This window comes from Microbacterium wangchenii (genome assembly GCF_004564355.1).
Taxonomy (GTDB): domain Bacteria; phylum Actinomycetota; class Actinomycetes; order Actinomycetales; family Microbacteriaceae; genus Microbacterium; species Microbacterium wangchenii.
Genome location: NZ_CP038266.1, coordinates 1,216,593 through 1,230,078, shown reverse-complemented (window position 1 = coordinate 1,230,078; position 13,486 = coordinate 1,216,593). Strand labels below are relative to the sequence as shown.

At 70.6% G+C, this 13,486-nt stretch carries 13 protein-coding genes; all 13 read right to left on the bottom strand.

Features of this window, described 5'->3' with window-relative positions:
• Window position 1: 1 nt before the first annotated feature.
• Window positions 2–2,791, bottom strand: a complete 2,790-nt coding sequence (locus E4K62_RS05755) for an FtsK/SpoIIIE domain-containing protein (protein ID WP_135064729.1) — start codon at window positions 2,789–2,791, stop codon at window positions 2–4.
• Between the two features lie 92 nt (window positions 2,792–2,883).
• Window positions 2,884–3,657, bottom strand: coding sequence for a PP2C family protein-serine/threonine phosphatase (locus E4K62_RS05750; protein ID WP_135064726.1), 774 nt, complete (start codon window positions 3,655–3,657; stop codon window positions 2,884–2,886).
• A 106-nt stretch (window positions 3,658–3,763) separates the two neighbouring features.
• Window positions 3,764–4,741: an aldo/keto reductase gene (locus E4K62_RS05745; RefSeq protein ID WP_135064723.1), complete on the bottom strand. Its 978-nt coding sequence runs from the start codon at window positions 4,739–4,741 to the stop codon at window positions 3,764–3,766.
• A 64-nt stretch (window positions 4,742–4,805) separates the two neighbouring features.
• Window positions 4,806–5,579 (bottom strand): DUF5684 domain-containing protein, encoded by a 774-nt coding sequence (locus tag E4K62_RS18655; protein ID WP_167747743.1) that lies wholly within the window; start codon window positions 5,577–5,579, stop codon window positions 4,806–4,808.
• 117 nt (window positions 5,580–5,696) lie between these two features.
• Window positions 5,697–6,446: a YaaA family protein gene (locus tag E4K62_RS05735; protein ID WP_135064720.1), complete on the bottom strand. Its 750-nt coding sequence runs from the start codon at window positions 6,444–6,446 to the stop codon at window positions 5,697–5,699.
• Between the two features lie 100 nt (window positions 6,447–6,546).
• A complete protein-coding gene (locus E4K62_RS05730; protein WP_135064717.1) occupies window positions 6,547–6,807 on the bottom strand; it encodes a F0F1 ATP synthase subunit epsilon in 261 nt (86 codons plus the stop codon).
• A gap of 1 nt (window position 6,808) precedes the next feature.
• Window positions 6,809–8,251, bottom strand: coding sequence for a F0F1 ATP synthase subunit beta (gene atpD / locus E4K62_RS05725; protein ID WP_135064714.1), 1,443 nt, complete (start codon window positions 8,249–8,251; stop codon window positions 6,809–6,811).
• A gap of 22 nt (window positions 8,252–8,273) precedes the next feature.
• On the bottom strand, window positions 8,274–9,173 hold the full coding sequence (locus tag E4K62_RS05720) for a F0F1 ATP synthase subunit gamma (RefSeq protein ID WP_135064711.1): 900 nt from the start codon (window positions 9,171–9,173) through the stop codon (window positions 8,274–8,276).
• A gap of 22 nt (window positions 9,174–9,195) precedes the next feature.
• Window positions 9,196–10,833, bottom strand: a complete 1,638-nt coding sequence (gene atpA, locus E4K62_RS05715) for a F0F1 ATP synthase subunit alpha (protein ID WP_135064708.1) — start codon at window positions 10,831–10,833, stop codon at window positions 9,196–9,198.
• Between the two features lie 71 nt (window positions 10,834–10,904).
• Complete coding sequence (locus E4K62_RS05710; protein ID WP_135064706.1) at window positions 10,905–11,696, bottom strand: F0F1 ATP synthase subunit delta; 792 nt, start codon at window positions 11,694–11,696, stop codon at window positions 10,905–10,907.
• Window positions 11,696–12,268: a F0F1 ATP synthase subunit B gene (locus E4K62_RS05705; protein WP_135064703.1), complete on the bottom strand. Its 573-nt coding sequence runs from the start codon at window positions 12,266–12,268 to the stop codon at window positions 11,696–11,698. The genes E4K62_RS05710 and E4K62_RS05705 overlap by 1 nt, the downstream gene beginning before the upstream one ends.
• A 28-nt stretch (window positions 12,269–12,296) precedes the next feature.
• Entirely contained in the window at window positions 12,297–12,533 is a 237-nt protein-coding gene (gene atpE, locus E4K62_RS05700) for an ATP synthase F0 subunit C (RefSeq protein WP_135064700.1), read from the bottom strand.
• Between the two features lie 46 nt (window positions 12,534–12,579).
• The gene (gene atpB, locus E4K62_RS05695; protein WP_374108142.1) at window positions 12,580–13,449 is read right to left on the bottom strand and encodes a F0F1 ATP synthase subunit A; all 870 of its coding nucleotides are present in this window, start codon (window positions 13,447–13,449) and stop codon (window positions 12,580–12,582) included.
• Window positions 13,450–13,486: the final 37 nt, after the last annotated feature.

Sequence of the window (13,486 nt, the reverse complement as noted above, 5' to 3'; positions counted from 1 at the left end):
GTCAAGTGTCTGCGGTGGGCGTCACGGCGACCCTGCGGGGCGGCCGCCCGCCGGCGAACTCCCACGCCCGGCCCCGCTGCGGCTTGGCGTAGGGCGGCAGGTCGCGTTCACCTGTCAGCAGCCGCAGGTCGCGGCCGCACGCCGCATCCACCACGAGCACCGATCCCGACCGCATCCGCTCGAGCAGGCGCGGTCGCGCCATCCACTGGTCCGGATCGCCGACGAGGACGACCCGTCCGCCCGGCTCGGCGGCGGTGGGATCGTCGGCGGCGTCCACGGCGCGCACGCGCACCCCCGTGCGCTCCCACCGCTCGAGCGGTTCGGTGACGCCTCGGCGCGTGACGAACCCGGACACGCCCTCCGGCGGCTGCCACAGGGCGACTCCCGGGGGGACGCGGGAGTCGACAGCGGGAGCCACAGCGACCTGCACGACCAGCCCGTCGAGCACGCCCCGCCCGGGCGGGGAGTGCGGCACGAAGCCCGCGGCCTGGCCGCCGGCGGCGATGTGCTCGGCGCGGCTGGGGGTGGGCAGGACGAGCCTGCGGGGGAAGAGCTCGGCGATGCGCCCCGCGATCCCGGTGAGCCGCTGTGCGGTCGCGAAGACGCGGATGCCGAGAGCCCCGGCATCGCGCACCAGCCGCTCGATCGCGTCTGCGGCGGCGCGTCCGTATTCGTCCGGGAGCCGCCCGGCCACGGCGTCGACGTCGTCCAGGAACACCGCGGTGCCGGGGGGCGGGGGTTCCAGCGCGAGCGCCGAGAGTGCGTCCCACGCGTGCTCCGGATCCGATCCCACCCACACGCGCGCGGGAACCTGCGCGGCGATCGTGCGCAGGGTCGTGGTCTTGCCGGCACCGGGGCCGCCGACCACGAGCAGACCCCGGCCGTCGGGCGGGAGGAGCACCGGGTCCTGACGCTGCCGGGCGGGTTGGTCGCCCAGGCCCAGGACGATGCCGGGCGCCGCGGAGCGCAGGTCGTCCAGCCCCACGCGGGAGGGCAGCTCGGGCAGCCACGTGGCACGGGGCGCGGGACCAGCCCCCCGTGCGGCGTCGGCGATGTCCTCCGCTCCGGCCAGCGCGACGCGCACCCGCGTGGCCCGCGTGTCGGTGCCGCGCCGTATGAGCGCGAGCCCGCGCGCCGCCGGCTCGCCCGGCAGCGCCGCCGCATCCGGGGTGCCCACGACGGCGGTGCTGTCGTGCGCGTCGGCCACGCGCAGGCTGATCCGCAGTGCGCAGTTGGCCAGCAGCCCGTCGCGGATGACACCGGCGGCGCGTTGCGTCCCCAGGACGAGGTGGATGCCGAGGGCCCGGCCGCGCGCGGCCAGGTCGGCGAAGAGCGGTTCGAGATCGGGATGCGCGTCCCGCAGCGCCGCGAACTCGTCGACGACGACCACGAGGCGGGGCAGGTCGACCGCCGCGATGTCGCGTTCACCGGCGCGGGCGAGGATGCTCTCGCGATGTCGCACCTCCGCGCGCAGGCTGTCGATCGCCCGCCCTGCGCTGCCGGCGTCGAGGTCGGTGATCACGCCGGTCACGTGCGGGAGGGTCGCGAGCGGTTCGAACGCCGTCCCGCCCTTGAAATCGGCCAGCAGGAACGACACATCGGCGGTGGAGTACCGCGCGCACAGTGCCGTGACCCACGTGACGAGCAGTTCGCTCTTGCCCGCGCCGGTCATCCCGACCACGACGGCATGCGGTCCGTCCCGCACGAGGTCGATTGAGTACGGCGCTCCCCCCGCGACGCCGATCGCCACCGGGAGACCCGCGCGCGAGGGCTCCCGCGCCGGCGCCGGCGCCGGCAGCGTCGCAAGCGGCACGATGCGGTTTTCGTCGGCCGCCCCCGCCCCGGCGGCCGCGTACCGTGCCGTCAGCTCTCCCGCGATGAGTGCTGCTTGGGCCCGTCCGACGGCCTCGACATCCACCTCGTGCACGTCCGCCCCCGCCTCCACGCGCGCCGTCCCGGGTCCCGTCAGCGTCATCAGCAGCGCGCGCCCGGGTGGCAGCGGGTCGCCGGGGTGCGCGCACAGCACGACGACGTCGGCCTCGGGCGGCGGGAAGCCGGCGCGCGCCCACACGATCCGCCGAGCGCCCGTGCGCGCAGCGTGCGGCAAGGCGTCGATCCACTCCGCTTCGGCGCCGTCGGATGCCGCGATCTCCACCTCCCCCGGCGGGTGTGCCAGGGCGACCTGCAGCAGCAGTGCGCGCAGCACCGCTCTGGCCGCGACCTCCGGGCCGACCACGACGCATCCGCCCGCCAGCGGCAGCGCGACCGGGGCGCCGGTGAGCGTGCGAGCGGCCTGCGCGACGTGCAGGTCGTCGGGGTGGGACCCCGACGTCGACACCCGCGTGACGCTGGCGAGGTCGCCGGTGCCGACGACGACGCGCCCCTCCCCCGCGCTCCCGCTGCGCCAGATCCGGTCAGGGCGGGCGAGATGGCCGGCGACGTCGGGATGCCGCGTGCGCAGCGTCTCCCGTTCGGCGTCGTGCCGCCGCTCGACGTCGGCACGCACGCGGGCCAGCGCCTCAGCCGCCTCCCGCTCCGCGGCACGCCGCGCACGCCGCGTCGCCCGGACGCCGTCGGCGATGCCTGCGACGGCGATGAGCGGCCCCAGCACGGCGAACCACAGCGCGAAGACGGATCCGGTGAGCGCCCAGAACCCGAGTGCTCCCACGACCGGCACCGCCGATGCCAGCCAGGGCACGGGCGGCCGCGCCGGGGCGCCCGGGCGCGGCGGGAGGGAGAGCGTCGACGCATCCGCCGTGTGCAGCGGAGGGGGCGGGGAACCGGCGCTCATCGCCCCAGTTCATCGCGGCCGCCGCCTCTCCGCACGAACGGACGAGGAGGCTGGGGACGACCCGGGCGATGTGCCCGGCTGGGGAGGAGGAGTCAGTCGGCGATGCGGCGGACGTCGAGCACGACGATCGTGACGTTGTCGCGTCCGCCGTTCTCCAGTGCGGCGTCGAGCATGGCCTCGACGGCGTCGGCGGGGTCGGGGTTCTCGTCCAGGAAATGCCGGATGCCGTAGTCGGTGAGCTCTTTGGTCAACCCGTCGGAGCAGATGACGAAGCGGTCGCCGGTGACCACGTCCAGTCGCACGTAGTCGGGCTTGACGCTCTCGGTCGGGCCGACCGCGCGGGTGATGACGTTCCCGTAGGGGTGGTTCTCGGCTTCTTCCGGGCTCAGCCGGCCGGCGGCGACCAGCTCCTGCACGACCGAGTGGTCGGTGGTGATCTGCACGAGGTCGCCGTCACGCAGGAGGTACACACGCGAGTCGCCGATGTTCAGCGTCACCCAGTGCGGCGGGTTCTGCGACGTGTCCAGGAACAGGCCGGTGAGCGTCGTGCCGGTGCCCTCGTCGGTGGCCTCGGGGTGGGAGAGGATGTCTTTCACGGCCCGCACGAGGGCTTTCTCGATCGCCTTGGGTGTCACGGTGCCGTCATCGACCATCGCGCGCAGGCGGTCGACGGTGCTCGCGCTGGCGATCTCCCCGCCCACGTGCCCGCCCATCCCGTCGGCGACGACGAACAGCGGGAAGCTCGTGAGCACCGCGTCCTGGTTCACCTCGCGGCGGCGGCCGGTGTCGGTGACCCCGGCCCACGAGAGCTCGATCGTCGCGTCCTGCACGCGGACGGAGCGGGTGCTGGTGGTCACCTGTGGCACGCCACGTCCTCCGGTTGCCGAGAGCGGTCATCGCGAAAGAGCCTCGCGACGTCCTCACATCTTAGTGGAACGCACCGCCGGCGCTGAGGATCGGGGGCGGGAACGCTCACGCGGCGGGGTCCGCCGGCAGCGGCAGGATCTCATCGATGGCCGCAAGATCCTCGGCCGTGGGCGTCCATGCCGTCGCCGCCTCGGCGTTGGAGCGGACCTGGTCGGGGGTCGTGGCGCCCGCGATGACGCTGGAGACCGGCTGCTGGGCCAGGAGCCATCCGAAGGTCGCCTGCAGCATCGTGATGCCCCGCGCGTCGGCGAAGTCGCGATACGCCTCGAGCCGGTCCCACGGCGCATCCGACCACAGGTGCGGACGCTGGCGCAGGATGCGGCTGTCCTGCGGTCCGCCCTCCCGCGTGAACTTGCCCGTGAGAAGCCCGTTGTGAAGGGGGAAGAACGGGAAGAACCCGAGGCCGAAATGCCGCGCCGCCGGCAGCACCTCACGCTCGGCCGCGCGGGCGAGGAGGCTGTACTGGTTCTGCGCGGACACGAAGCGGATGCCGCGGCGGGCGGCGGCGTCGGCCTCGGCGATCTGCCAGCCGGCCAGGTTGGAGTGCCCGATGTAGCGGACGAGGCCCGCACGCACGAGGTCTTCGAGGGCGTCCAGGGTCTCTTCGATCGGGGTGCCGGGGTCGGGGGTGTGCAGCTGGTACAGGTCGATCCAGTCCGTCTGCAGGCGACGCAGCGACGCCTCCACCGAACGGCGGATCGTCGTGCGGGATGCCTTCGTGCCGCCCACCACCGACGGCGCCAGCTGGGCGTGACCGAACTTGGTGGCGAGGACGACCTCGTCGCGGCGCCCCTGCAGCGCCTCCCCCATGAGGGTCTCGCTCAGCCCGAACTCCTTGCCGTAGACGTCGGCGGTGTCCAGGAACGTCACGCCGGAATCGATCGCGGCATGCAGCACTGCGCGCGTCCCCTCCAGGGTCTCGGTGCGGGTACCGGACCGGCCGAAGTTGTTGCAGCCCAGCCCGACGGCGGACACGAGGAGGCCGGATGCGCCGACCTGACGAAGGGGAACCGAGTGCGTCATGCCTCCACGCTATCCCGGACGCGATGAGCCCCCGCCGGGGCGGGGGCTCATCGGATGAGGCGGGTCAGCCGCGCGGCGGCTCAGCCGGCGGGGCCGGAGGCGTCGCGGGCGGCTCCTGCGCGGGCGGCGGGGTGGCTGCCGGAGGCGCCGCGGGCGGCGGCGTCGTCGGCGGGCCGGCCGGCGGGGGCGTGGGCGCCCCGGGTGCCGGGTAACCGCCGGGTGCGGGCGGGGCGGGGTAGCCGCCGGAGGGCTGGCCGTAGCCGGCGGGCGGCGGGTAGCCGCCGGGGGCCGGGTAACCGGGCGCGGCGGGCGGAGCGTATCCGGCGGCGCTCTGGGGCGGGATGCCGGGCCACACCGTGTTGTCGGCGAGGAAGTTGCGCGCCCACGGGGCGGGCGCGACGGCGGTGGTCCAGCGCGACCGGTCGAAGGCCATGATGCCCAGCCACACGAGGGACAGGAAGATCGCGAGGATGATCCACGGAGCGTCCTTGCCGAGCTTCGTCTGGATGCGGTACGCCGCGAGGATGAAGTACACGGTCGCCGCCACGCTGGGGATCCAGCCGATCAGGACGCCGATGTACGGAATGAGGTTCAGCACGAAGGCGGCGCCGATGAGGACGAGCAGCCACCACGGGTTCAGGTCACCCAGCTTGACGAAGATCAGCTCCCGGTAGAAGGGAACCCATCCGCGCCATGCGCCCTCGACCCCCGCCTTGGCGAAGAGCTTGGCGTAGAAGATGGACGACACGACGTACGCCGCTGCCGCGACGATCAGCCAGATGAAGAGCCCGGCGACGATCAGGCCGATCACCGCGCCCGAATTGTCGTAGTTATACACGAGTAGTCCTTCCGAACGGGTTGTCGTGCCCGCGCACCGCGGGGGACACCCCGCGTCGTCATGCTAGCGAAGCTGTGTATTTCCTGGCAGACGCCGCGCGGGTGCGTCGCCTGCCGGTCACACGACGAGGTCGATCTCACCGGGCCGCCCGCGACGGGCGGTCCGGCCCGCACGTGCGGCCCAGTCGAGGAATCCGTCCGTGGAGGTCAGGCGCGGCCGTTCGGTGGTCAGCGCCCGCACGAGGTCACCCTTCGCGTGCTTGTTGAAGTGGTTCAGGGCACGGGCCGCTCCTCCGTCGCCCTCGGTCACCACGCGTACGTACGCGGTGTCGATCCCGGCGGGCACGGGCCCGAGGGCGACGTACGCCTCGGACCGCAGATCCAGGACGAACCGCGGCGATGCGGCCGACAGCGCTGCCGTCACCGGCGCCGCCCACAGCCGGCGCAGCGGCGGAACGCCCGGGAGCGCGGTGCCGGCGGCCAGCCGGTACGCGGGAATGAGATCATCGGCCCCGACCGGGCCGAACGGGGCGGAGTGGATGAGCACGTGCTCCCCCAGCCACCGGCGGGATGCGGCGTCCAGCGTGTGCGCCCCGAGTGCGTCGAAGAGCACACCGGTGTAGCGGTCGACCGCGGGCATCGTGGGCGACTCGAGCAGCGCGGCGTTGACGGCGATCTCGCCGCGTTGCCGTGCGCTCAGCCGGAGTACGCGGGCGGCCGCATCCTCGTCCGACGACAGCTCCACGAGGGCCTCGACCACCGCAGCGCGCTCGGGGCGCAGGGCGGGCAGGGCGAGCGCATCGAGGCGCAGCGGCGGCCCGTCGCCGCCGGGGCGCTTCGTCTCGGACGGCGGCAGCAGGATCAGCATCCGCCGATCTCCTCCTTCATGCGAAACACCACATTCCGTCTGAGACACCGCGCGAAGCGGGGCGTCTCGGACGGAATGTGGTGTTTCGGGGTGTAGCGACTTAGGAGACGAGGGCGGCGTTACCGGCGACGACCGTCACGGTGTCGCCCTCCATCGACAGGAACCCGTCCTGCGCGTTGGCGATCACCTTGGAGCCGTCGGTGCGCGTGATGCGCACCTGGCCCTCGGCGAGGATCGCGAGCACCGGCTCGTGACCGGCCATGAAGCCGATCTCGCCCTCGACCGTCTTGGCGATCACGAGGGACGCCTCACCGGTCCACACCTCGGCGTCGGCCGAGACGAGGTGCACGTCGAGCGGCATGTCAGCCGTTCTCCTTCTGGATCTGGGCCCACTTGGCCTCGACGTCGGAGATGCCGCCGACGTTGAAGAAGGCCTGCTCGGCGACGTGGTCGAAGTCGCCCTTGACGATCGCGTCGAAGGACTCGATCGTCTCCTTGATCGGGACCGTGGAGCCCTCGACACCGGTGAACTTCTTCGCCATGTAGGTGTTCTGCGAGAGGAACTGCTGGATGCGGCGTGCACGCGACACGACGATCTTGTCCTCTTCGGAGAGCTCGTCGACACCGAGGATCGCGATGATCTCCTGCAGTTCCTTGTTCTTCTGCAGGATCTGCTTGACCGACGTGGCCACGCGGTAGTGGTCCTCACCGATGTAGCGGGGGTCCAGGATGCGGCTGGTCGAGCTGAGCGGGTCGACGGCGGGGTACAGACCCTTCGACGCGATCTCGCGGGAGAGCTCGGTCGTGGCGTCGAGGTGGGCGAACGTGGTCGCCGGGGCCGGGTCGGTGTAGTCGTCGGCGGGCACGTAGATCGCCTGCAGCGAGGTGATCGAGTGGCCGCGGGTGGAGGTGATGCGCTCCTGGAGCACACCCATCTCGTCGGCGAGGTTCGGCTGGTATCCCACGGCGGAGGGCATGCGGCCCAGGAGCGTGGAGACCTCGGAGCCGGCCTGCGTGAAGCGGAAGATGTTGTCGATGAACAGCAGCACGTCCTGCTTCTGCACGTCGCGGAAGTACTCCGCCATCGTCAGGGCCGACAGGGCGACGCGCAGACGCGTCCCCGGCGGCTCGTCCATCTGGCCGAAGACGAGGGCGGTCTTGTCGAAGACACCCGCCTCCTCCATCTCGGCGATGAGGTCGTTGCCCTCACGGGTGCGCTCGCCCACACCGGCGAACACCGACACGCCACCGTGGTCCTGCGCGACGCGCTGGATCATCTCCTGGATGAGGACGGTCTTGCCCACGCCCGCCCCGCCGAACAGGCCGATCTTGCCGCCCAGCACGTACGGGGTCAGCAGGTCGATGACCTTGATGCCGGTCTCGAACATCTGCGTCTTCGACTCGAGCTGGTCGAAGTTGGGGGCCTTGCGGTGGATGGGCCAGCGCTCGGTGATCTCGATCTGCTCGCCGGGCTCGGCGTTGAGGATCTCGCCGGTCACGTTGAACACGCGGCCCTTGGTGACATCGCCCACCGGGACGGTGATCTGGTCGCCCGTGTCGCGCACTTCCTGGCCGCGGACGATGCCGTCGGTCGGCTTGAGCGCGATGGCGCGGACGAGGTCGTCACCGAGGTGCTGCGCGACCTCGAGCGTGATCTCGGTCGACTCGTCGCCGATCGTGATCGTCGTCTTCAGCGCGTTGTAGATGTCGGGGATGCTGTCGTGCGGGAACTCGATGTCGACGACCGGCCCGGTGACGCGCGCGACGCGCCCGACGACCGCGGTCTTCTCGGCGGTGAGGCTCATGGCTTCTTCTCTTTCTCTGGGTCTACTTGCCCGACGCCAGGGCGTCGGCGCCGCCGACGATCTCGGCGATCTGCTGCGTGATCTCGGCCTGGCGTGCGTTGTTGCGCAGGCGCGTGTAGTCGGTGATGAGCTTGTCGGCGTTGTCACTGGCCGACTTCATCGCCTTCTGCGTCGCGGCGTGCTTGGCCGCCGAGGACTGCAGGAGGGCGTTGAAGACGCGGCTCTGGATGTACACCGGCAGGAGCGCGTCCAGCACGGTCGCGGCCTCGGGTTCGAACTCGTAGAGCGGGTACACCTGAGCGCCCGTGGGCTCTTCCTCGGCCTCGACGACCTCCAGCGGAAGCAGGCGCACCGTCTCCGGGCTCTGGGTCATCATGCTGACGAAGCGGTTGTACACGAGGTGGATCTCATCCACGCCACCCTCGCCGCCGCCACGGTTGTAGGCGTCGATGAGGGTCGCGGAGATCTCCTCCGCGGTGCGGAACTGCGGGGTGTCGGTGTCGCCGGTCCACTCGGCCTCGGTGGCGAGGCGACGGAACTGGAAGTAGCCCACCGCCCGCCGGCCGACGAGGTAGTACGCCACCTCTTTGCCCTGGGAGCGCAGGAGGGCAGCCAGCTCCAGACCCTCGCGGAGGATCTGCGAGTTGAACGCGCCGGCCAGGCCCCGGTCGGAGGCGAAGATCACCACGGCCGAGCGCCGGATCTCGGCGCGCTCGGTCGTGAGGGGGTGATCGATGTTGGAGTGCGTGGCGACCGCCGAGACGGCCCGCGTGACGGCACGCGCGAACGGCGATGACGCGCGCACCCGCGCCATCGCCTTCTGGATGCGCGAAGCCGCGATGAGCTCCATCGCCTTCGTGATCTTCTTGGTGGTCTGAGCAGAACTGATCTTCTGCTTGTAGACCCGCAGTTGTGCGCCCATGGTGTGTGTCCTCGCGTCGCTGTTAGCGGCGGCCCTTGACGATCTTCTCCTGGTTGACGTCCTCCACCTCGGCGGCCTCGACCGCCTCGTTCCCGGGAGCGCCGATGCCCTGACCGTCGCCGGCCTGGAACTCCAGGACGAACGCGTCGACCTTCTTCTCCAGCTCGGCGGCGGTGTCATCGTCGAGGACGTTGGTGTCGCGCAGGGTCTCGAGGATCGTGGAGTTGCGGCGCAGGTAGTCCAGCAGCTCGCGCTCGAAGCGCAGCACGTCGGAGACCTCGATCGAGTCGAGCTTTCCGTTGGTGCCGGCCCAGATCGACACGACCTGCTCCTCCACCGGGTACGGCGAGTACTGGGGCTGCTTGAGGAGCTCCGTCAGACGCGCACCGCGGGCCAGCTGGCGCCGGGACGCGGCGTCCAGGTCGCTCGCGAACATCGCGAACGCCTCGAGCGAGCGGTACTGGGCCAGCTCGAGCTTGAGCGTGCCGGAGACCTTCTTGATCGACTTGACCTGGGCGTCACCGCCGACGCGCGACACCGAGATGCCCACGTCCACGGCCGGACGCTGATTGGCGTTGAACAGGTCGGACTGCAGGAAGATCTGGCCGTCGGTGATCGAGATGACGTTCGTCGGGATGTAGGCCGAGACGTCGTTGGCCTTCGTCTCGATGATCGGGAGGCCCGTCATCGAACCCGCGCCCAGCTCGTCGGAGAGCTTGGCGCAACGCTCCAGCAGACGCGAGTGCAGGTAGAACACGTCGCCGGGGTAGGCCTCACGGCCCGGCGGACGACGCAGCAGCAGCGACACGGCGCGGTACGCCTCAGCCTGCTTGGACAGGTCGTCGAAGATGATCAGGACGTGCTTGCCGCGGTACATCCAGTGCTGGCCGATGGCCGAACCGGTGTAGGGGGCGAGGTACTTGAAGCCGGCGGGGTCCGACGCCGGGGCGGCGACGATGGTGGTGTACTCCATCGCGCCGGCGTCCTCCAGGGCGCCCTTCACCGAGGCGATCGTGGAGCCCTTCTGCCCGATCGCGACGTAGATGCAGCGCACCTGCTTGTTGACGTCGCCGGATTCCCAGTTGGCCTTCTGGTTGATGATCGTGTCGATCGCGATGGCCGTCTTGCCCGTCTGGCGGTCGCCGATGATGAGCTGACGCTGGCCGCGGCCGACGGGGATCATCGCGTCGATGGCCTTGATGCCCGTCTGCATGGGCTCGTGCACGCTCTTACGCGCCATGACGCCGGGGGCCTGCAGCTCGAGCGCGCGGCGCCCCTCGTTGGCGACCTCGCCGAGGCCGTCGATGGGGTTGCCCAGCGGGTCCACGACGCGACCCAGGAACCCGTCGCCGACGGGCACGGAGAGGACCTCACCCGTGCGGGTGACTTCCTGACCGGCTTCGATGCCGGAGAACTCCCCGAGCACGACGACACCGATCTCGTGCTCGTCCAGGTTCAATGCGAGACCCTGCGTGCCGTCCGCGAAGCGGACCAGCTCGTTGGCCATGACGCCCGGCAGTCCCTCGACGTGCGCGATGCCGTCTGCGGCGTCGACCACGGTGCCGACCTCGGTCGCGGCGGCGCCGGTGGGCTCGTAGGCGGCGACGAAGTCTTTCAGCGCGTCACGGATGACGTCGGGGCTGATCGTGATATCTGCCATTGTCTTCCTTCGTGTTGTGGGGCGATACGCCCCGAGATGTGCGGTCCTCGCGGACGGCAAAGCCTTGTAGTTTAACCCGCCAGGCGCTGGCGGAGGCCGGCCAGGCGGGTGGAGATGCTCGCGTCGATGACGTCATCGGCGATCTGCACGCGCAGGCCGCCCACCACCGACGGGTCGATCACGACGTTCAGTGAGACGTCGGATCCGTAGCGCGCCGACAGGGCGCCCGACAGGCGGGTGCGCTGTGCGTCGCTCAGCGGCGCGGCGGAGACCACCGTCGCCACCGTGCGTCCGCGCTGGTCGCCGACGAGCCGCATCGCGCGGTTCAGAAGACTCCGAACGCGGCGGTCGCGGGGCTGCTGGACGAGCGAGGAGATGATGAGCGTCGTGGCTGCGCTGGCGCGCTCCCCCAGCAGCGTGGTGATGAGCGCCCCCTTGGCGGAGGCGTCACCCAGGCGGCTGCCGAGGGCCAGTTCGAGTTCGGGGTTCTGTGCGACGGTGCGCGAGAAGGAGAACAGCTCCGCCTCGACGTCGGAGCCGGTCGCACCGATCGCCGCCGCGCGGACGGCGAGCTCCTCGATGCCGTCGACGAGATCCGATGCGCGTGACCACCGCTGGTCGACCAGCGAGCTCAGCAGCGAAATCGTGACGGGGCGGAAGGACGCACCGAAGACGTCGGTGATCACTTTCGCGCGGGACTCCGGCGAGGCCGACGAGTCGGCCAGCGCGGAACCCAGCTGCAACGACCCGCCGATGGCGCGCGCCGCAGCGAACAGCTCGCCGGCGACCTCGAGGTCCACGCCCTCAGCGGCGCTGAGCGCCGCGGTCGTGGCCTCGAGGGCCTGAGTGGTCGCACTGCCCATTACCGAGCCGCCTTGGTGTTCTCCGACGCTTCCAGGTCGGCGAGGAAGCGGTCCACGACCGCCTGCGCCTTCTGGTCGTCGGAGAGGGTCTCACCGATGACGTTGCCGGCGAGGTCGAGCGCGAGCGAACCGACCTCCGAGCGCAGCGACACCAGCGCCGCCTGGCGCTCGGCCTCGATCTGCGTGTGCGCGGTCGCGGTGATGCGCGCGGCCTCGGCCGATGCCGCGTCGCGGGCCTCGGCGACGATCTTCTTGCCGTCCTCGCGGGCGGCCTCCCGGATCTCGCCGGCCTCCTTGCGGGCTTCGGCGAGCTGGGCGGTGTACTGCTCCAGCGCGACCTCGGCCTGCCGCTGCGCCTCGTCGGCCTTGGCGATGTTCCCCTCGATCGCGGCGCCGCGCTCGTCGAGCAGCTTCTGCATCCGCGGCAGCACGACGCGCCAGAAGACGAAGAGGATGACGACGAAGCAGACCGCCGACCAGATGATGTCGTAGTACGCCGGAAGCAGCGGGTTGTGCGCCGCCTCTTCGCCGTGAGAGTCCTCTGCAGCGAGAGTGACAAGAGCGTTCAGCATCCTGTCTCCTTACGTCGGAAGTCGAGGATCAGAAGCCGAAGATGAAGCCGGTGGCGATGCCGATGAAGGCGAGCGCCTCGGTGAAGGCGATACCGATCCACATCAGGACCTGCAGGCGGCCGGCGAGCTCGGGCTGGCGGGCGACGCCCTCGATCGTCTTGCCGACGACGATGCCCACGCCGATGGCGGGGCCGATGGCGGCGAGGCCGTAGCCGACGGTCGCGATGGAACCGGAGACCTGGGCGAGAACCGTAGTTGCGTCCACGGGTATTTCCTTTCGGGGTTGGGTGGTTCGGCGTGCGCCGAACCGCTCAGTGCTCTTCCGCGACCGCGAGCTGGATGTAGACCGCGGTGAGGATGGTGAAGACGTACGCCTGGAGGAAGGCCACCAGGAGTTCGAACAGGGTGAAGGCGAAGCCGAACGCGAGCGTGCCGGCTCCGAGAGCCGACCACCACCCGCCGAGGCTGAAGATGAAGAACTGCGTCGCCGAGAAGAACAGCACGAGCATGAGGTGGCCGACGATCATGTTCATCAGCAGTCGCAGCGTCAGGGTGACGGGGCGGATGATGAAGGTCGACAGCAGCTCAAGCGGCGTGACGATGATGTACAGGAACGGCGGCACGCCCGTGGGGAACAGCGAGTTCTTGAAGAAGTTCTTCGGGCCCTTCTTCAGACCCGCGTAGATGAACGTCACGTACGAGACCAGCGCGAGCAGCAGCGGCACGGCGATGACGCTCGTTCCGGCGATGTTGATGCCCGGGATCACGCCGGTGATGTTCATGAACAGCACCATGAAGAAGATCGTGCTGAGGATCGGCAGGAACCGGTCGCCGTCCTTACGGCCGAGCAGGTCGTGCGCGATGTTGACCCGGACGAAGTCGAGCCCCATCTCGACGATGGACTGGAAGCGCCCGGGAACGAGCTTCATGCGGCGCGTGCCGATGATGAAGAGCGTGATCAGCACGACCGTCGCCAGGATCTGGACGAGGTTGATGCGGGTGAAGGCGAACGGGGTCCCCTCGAAGAACACCGGCGGGAAGAAGTCGGCGATCGACGGCGGGTGGAACTCGTTCCCGTACGTCGCGGCATTCGCGATCAGGGTCGCAGCTTGAGTGAACAGCGGTGGCTCCAGCTTCGGGGCATCGGCGAGGACCGTTGCGACGATGGTCGGTGAGAGCACCCCGAGGGCGCTCTGAGAGCGTGCGGGCGCAGGTCAA

What these genes read in the sequence shown, in the direction of transcription:
- E4K62_RS05755 (WP_135064729.1), bottom strand. Translation starts at nt 2,791, where the DNA reads ATGAGCGCCGGTTCCCCGCCCCCTCCGCTGCACACGGCGGATGCGTCG.
- E4K62_RS05745 (WP_135064723.1), bottom strand. Translation starts at nt 4,741, where the DNA reads ATGACGCACTCGGTTCCCCTTCGTCAGGTCGGCGCATCCGGCCTCCTC.
- E4K62_RS05735 (WP_135064720.1), bottom strand. Translation starts at nt 6,446, where the DNA reads ATGCTGATCCTGCTGCCGCCGTCCGAGACGAAGCGCCCCGGCGGCGAC.
- E4K62_RS05730 (WP_135064717.1), bottom strand. Translation starts at nt 6,807, where the DNA reads ATGCCGCTCGACGTGCACCTCGTCTCGGCCGACGCCGAGGTGTGGACC.
- atpD (WP_135064714.1), bottom strand. Translation starts at nt 8,251, where the DNA reads ATGAGCCTCACCGCCGAGAAGACCGCGGTCGTCGGGCGCGTCGCGCGC.
- E4K62_RS05720 (WP_135064711.1), bottom strand. Translation starts at nt 9,173, where the DNA reads ATGGGCGCACAACTGCGGGTCTACAAGCAGAAGATCAGTTCTGCTCAG.
- atpA (WP_135064708.1), bottom strand. Translation starts at nt 10,833, where the DNA reads ATGGCAGATATCACGATCAGCCCCGACGTCATCCGTGACGCGCTGAAA.
- E4K62_RS05710 (WP_135064706.1), bottom strand. Translation starts at nt 11,696, where the DNA reads ATGGGCAGTGCGACCACTCAGGCCCTCGAGGCCACGACCGCGGCGCTC.
- E4K62_RS05705 (WP_135064703.1), bottom strand. Translation starts at nt 12,268, where the DNA reads ATGCTGAACGCTCTTGTCACTCTCGCTGCAGAGGACTCTCACGGCGAA.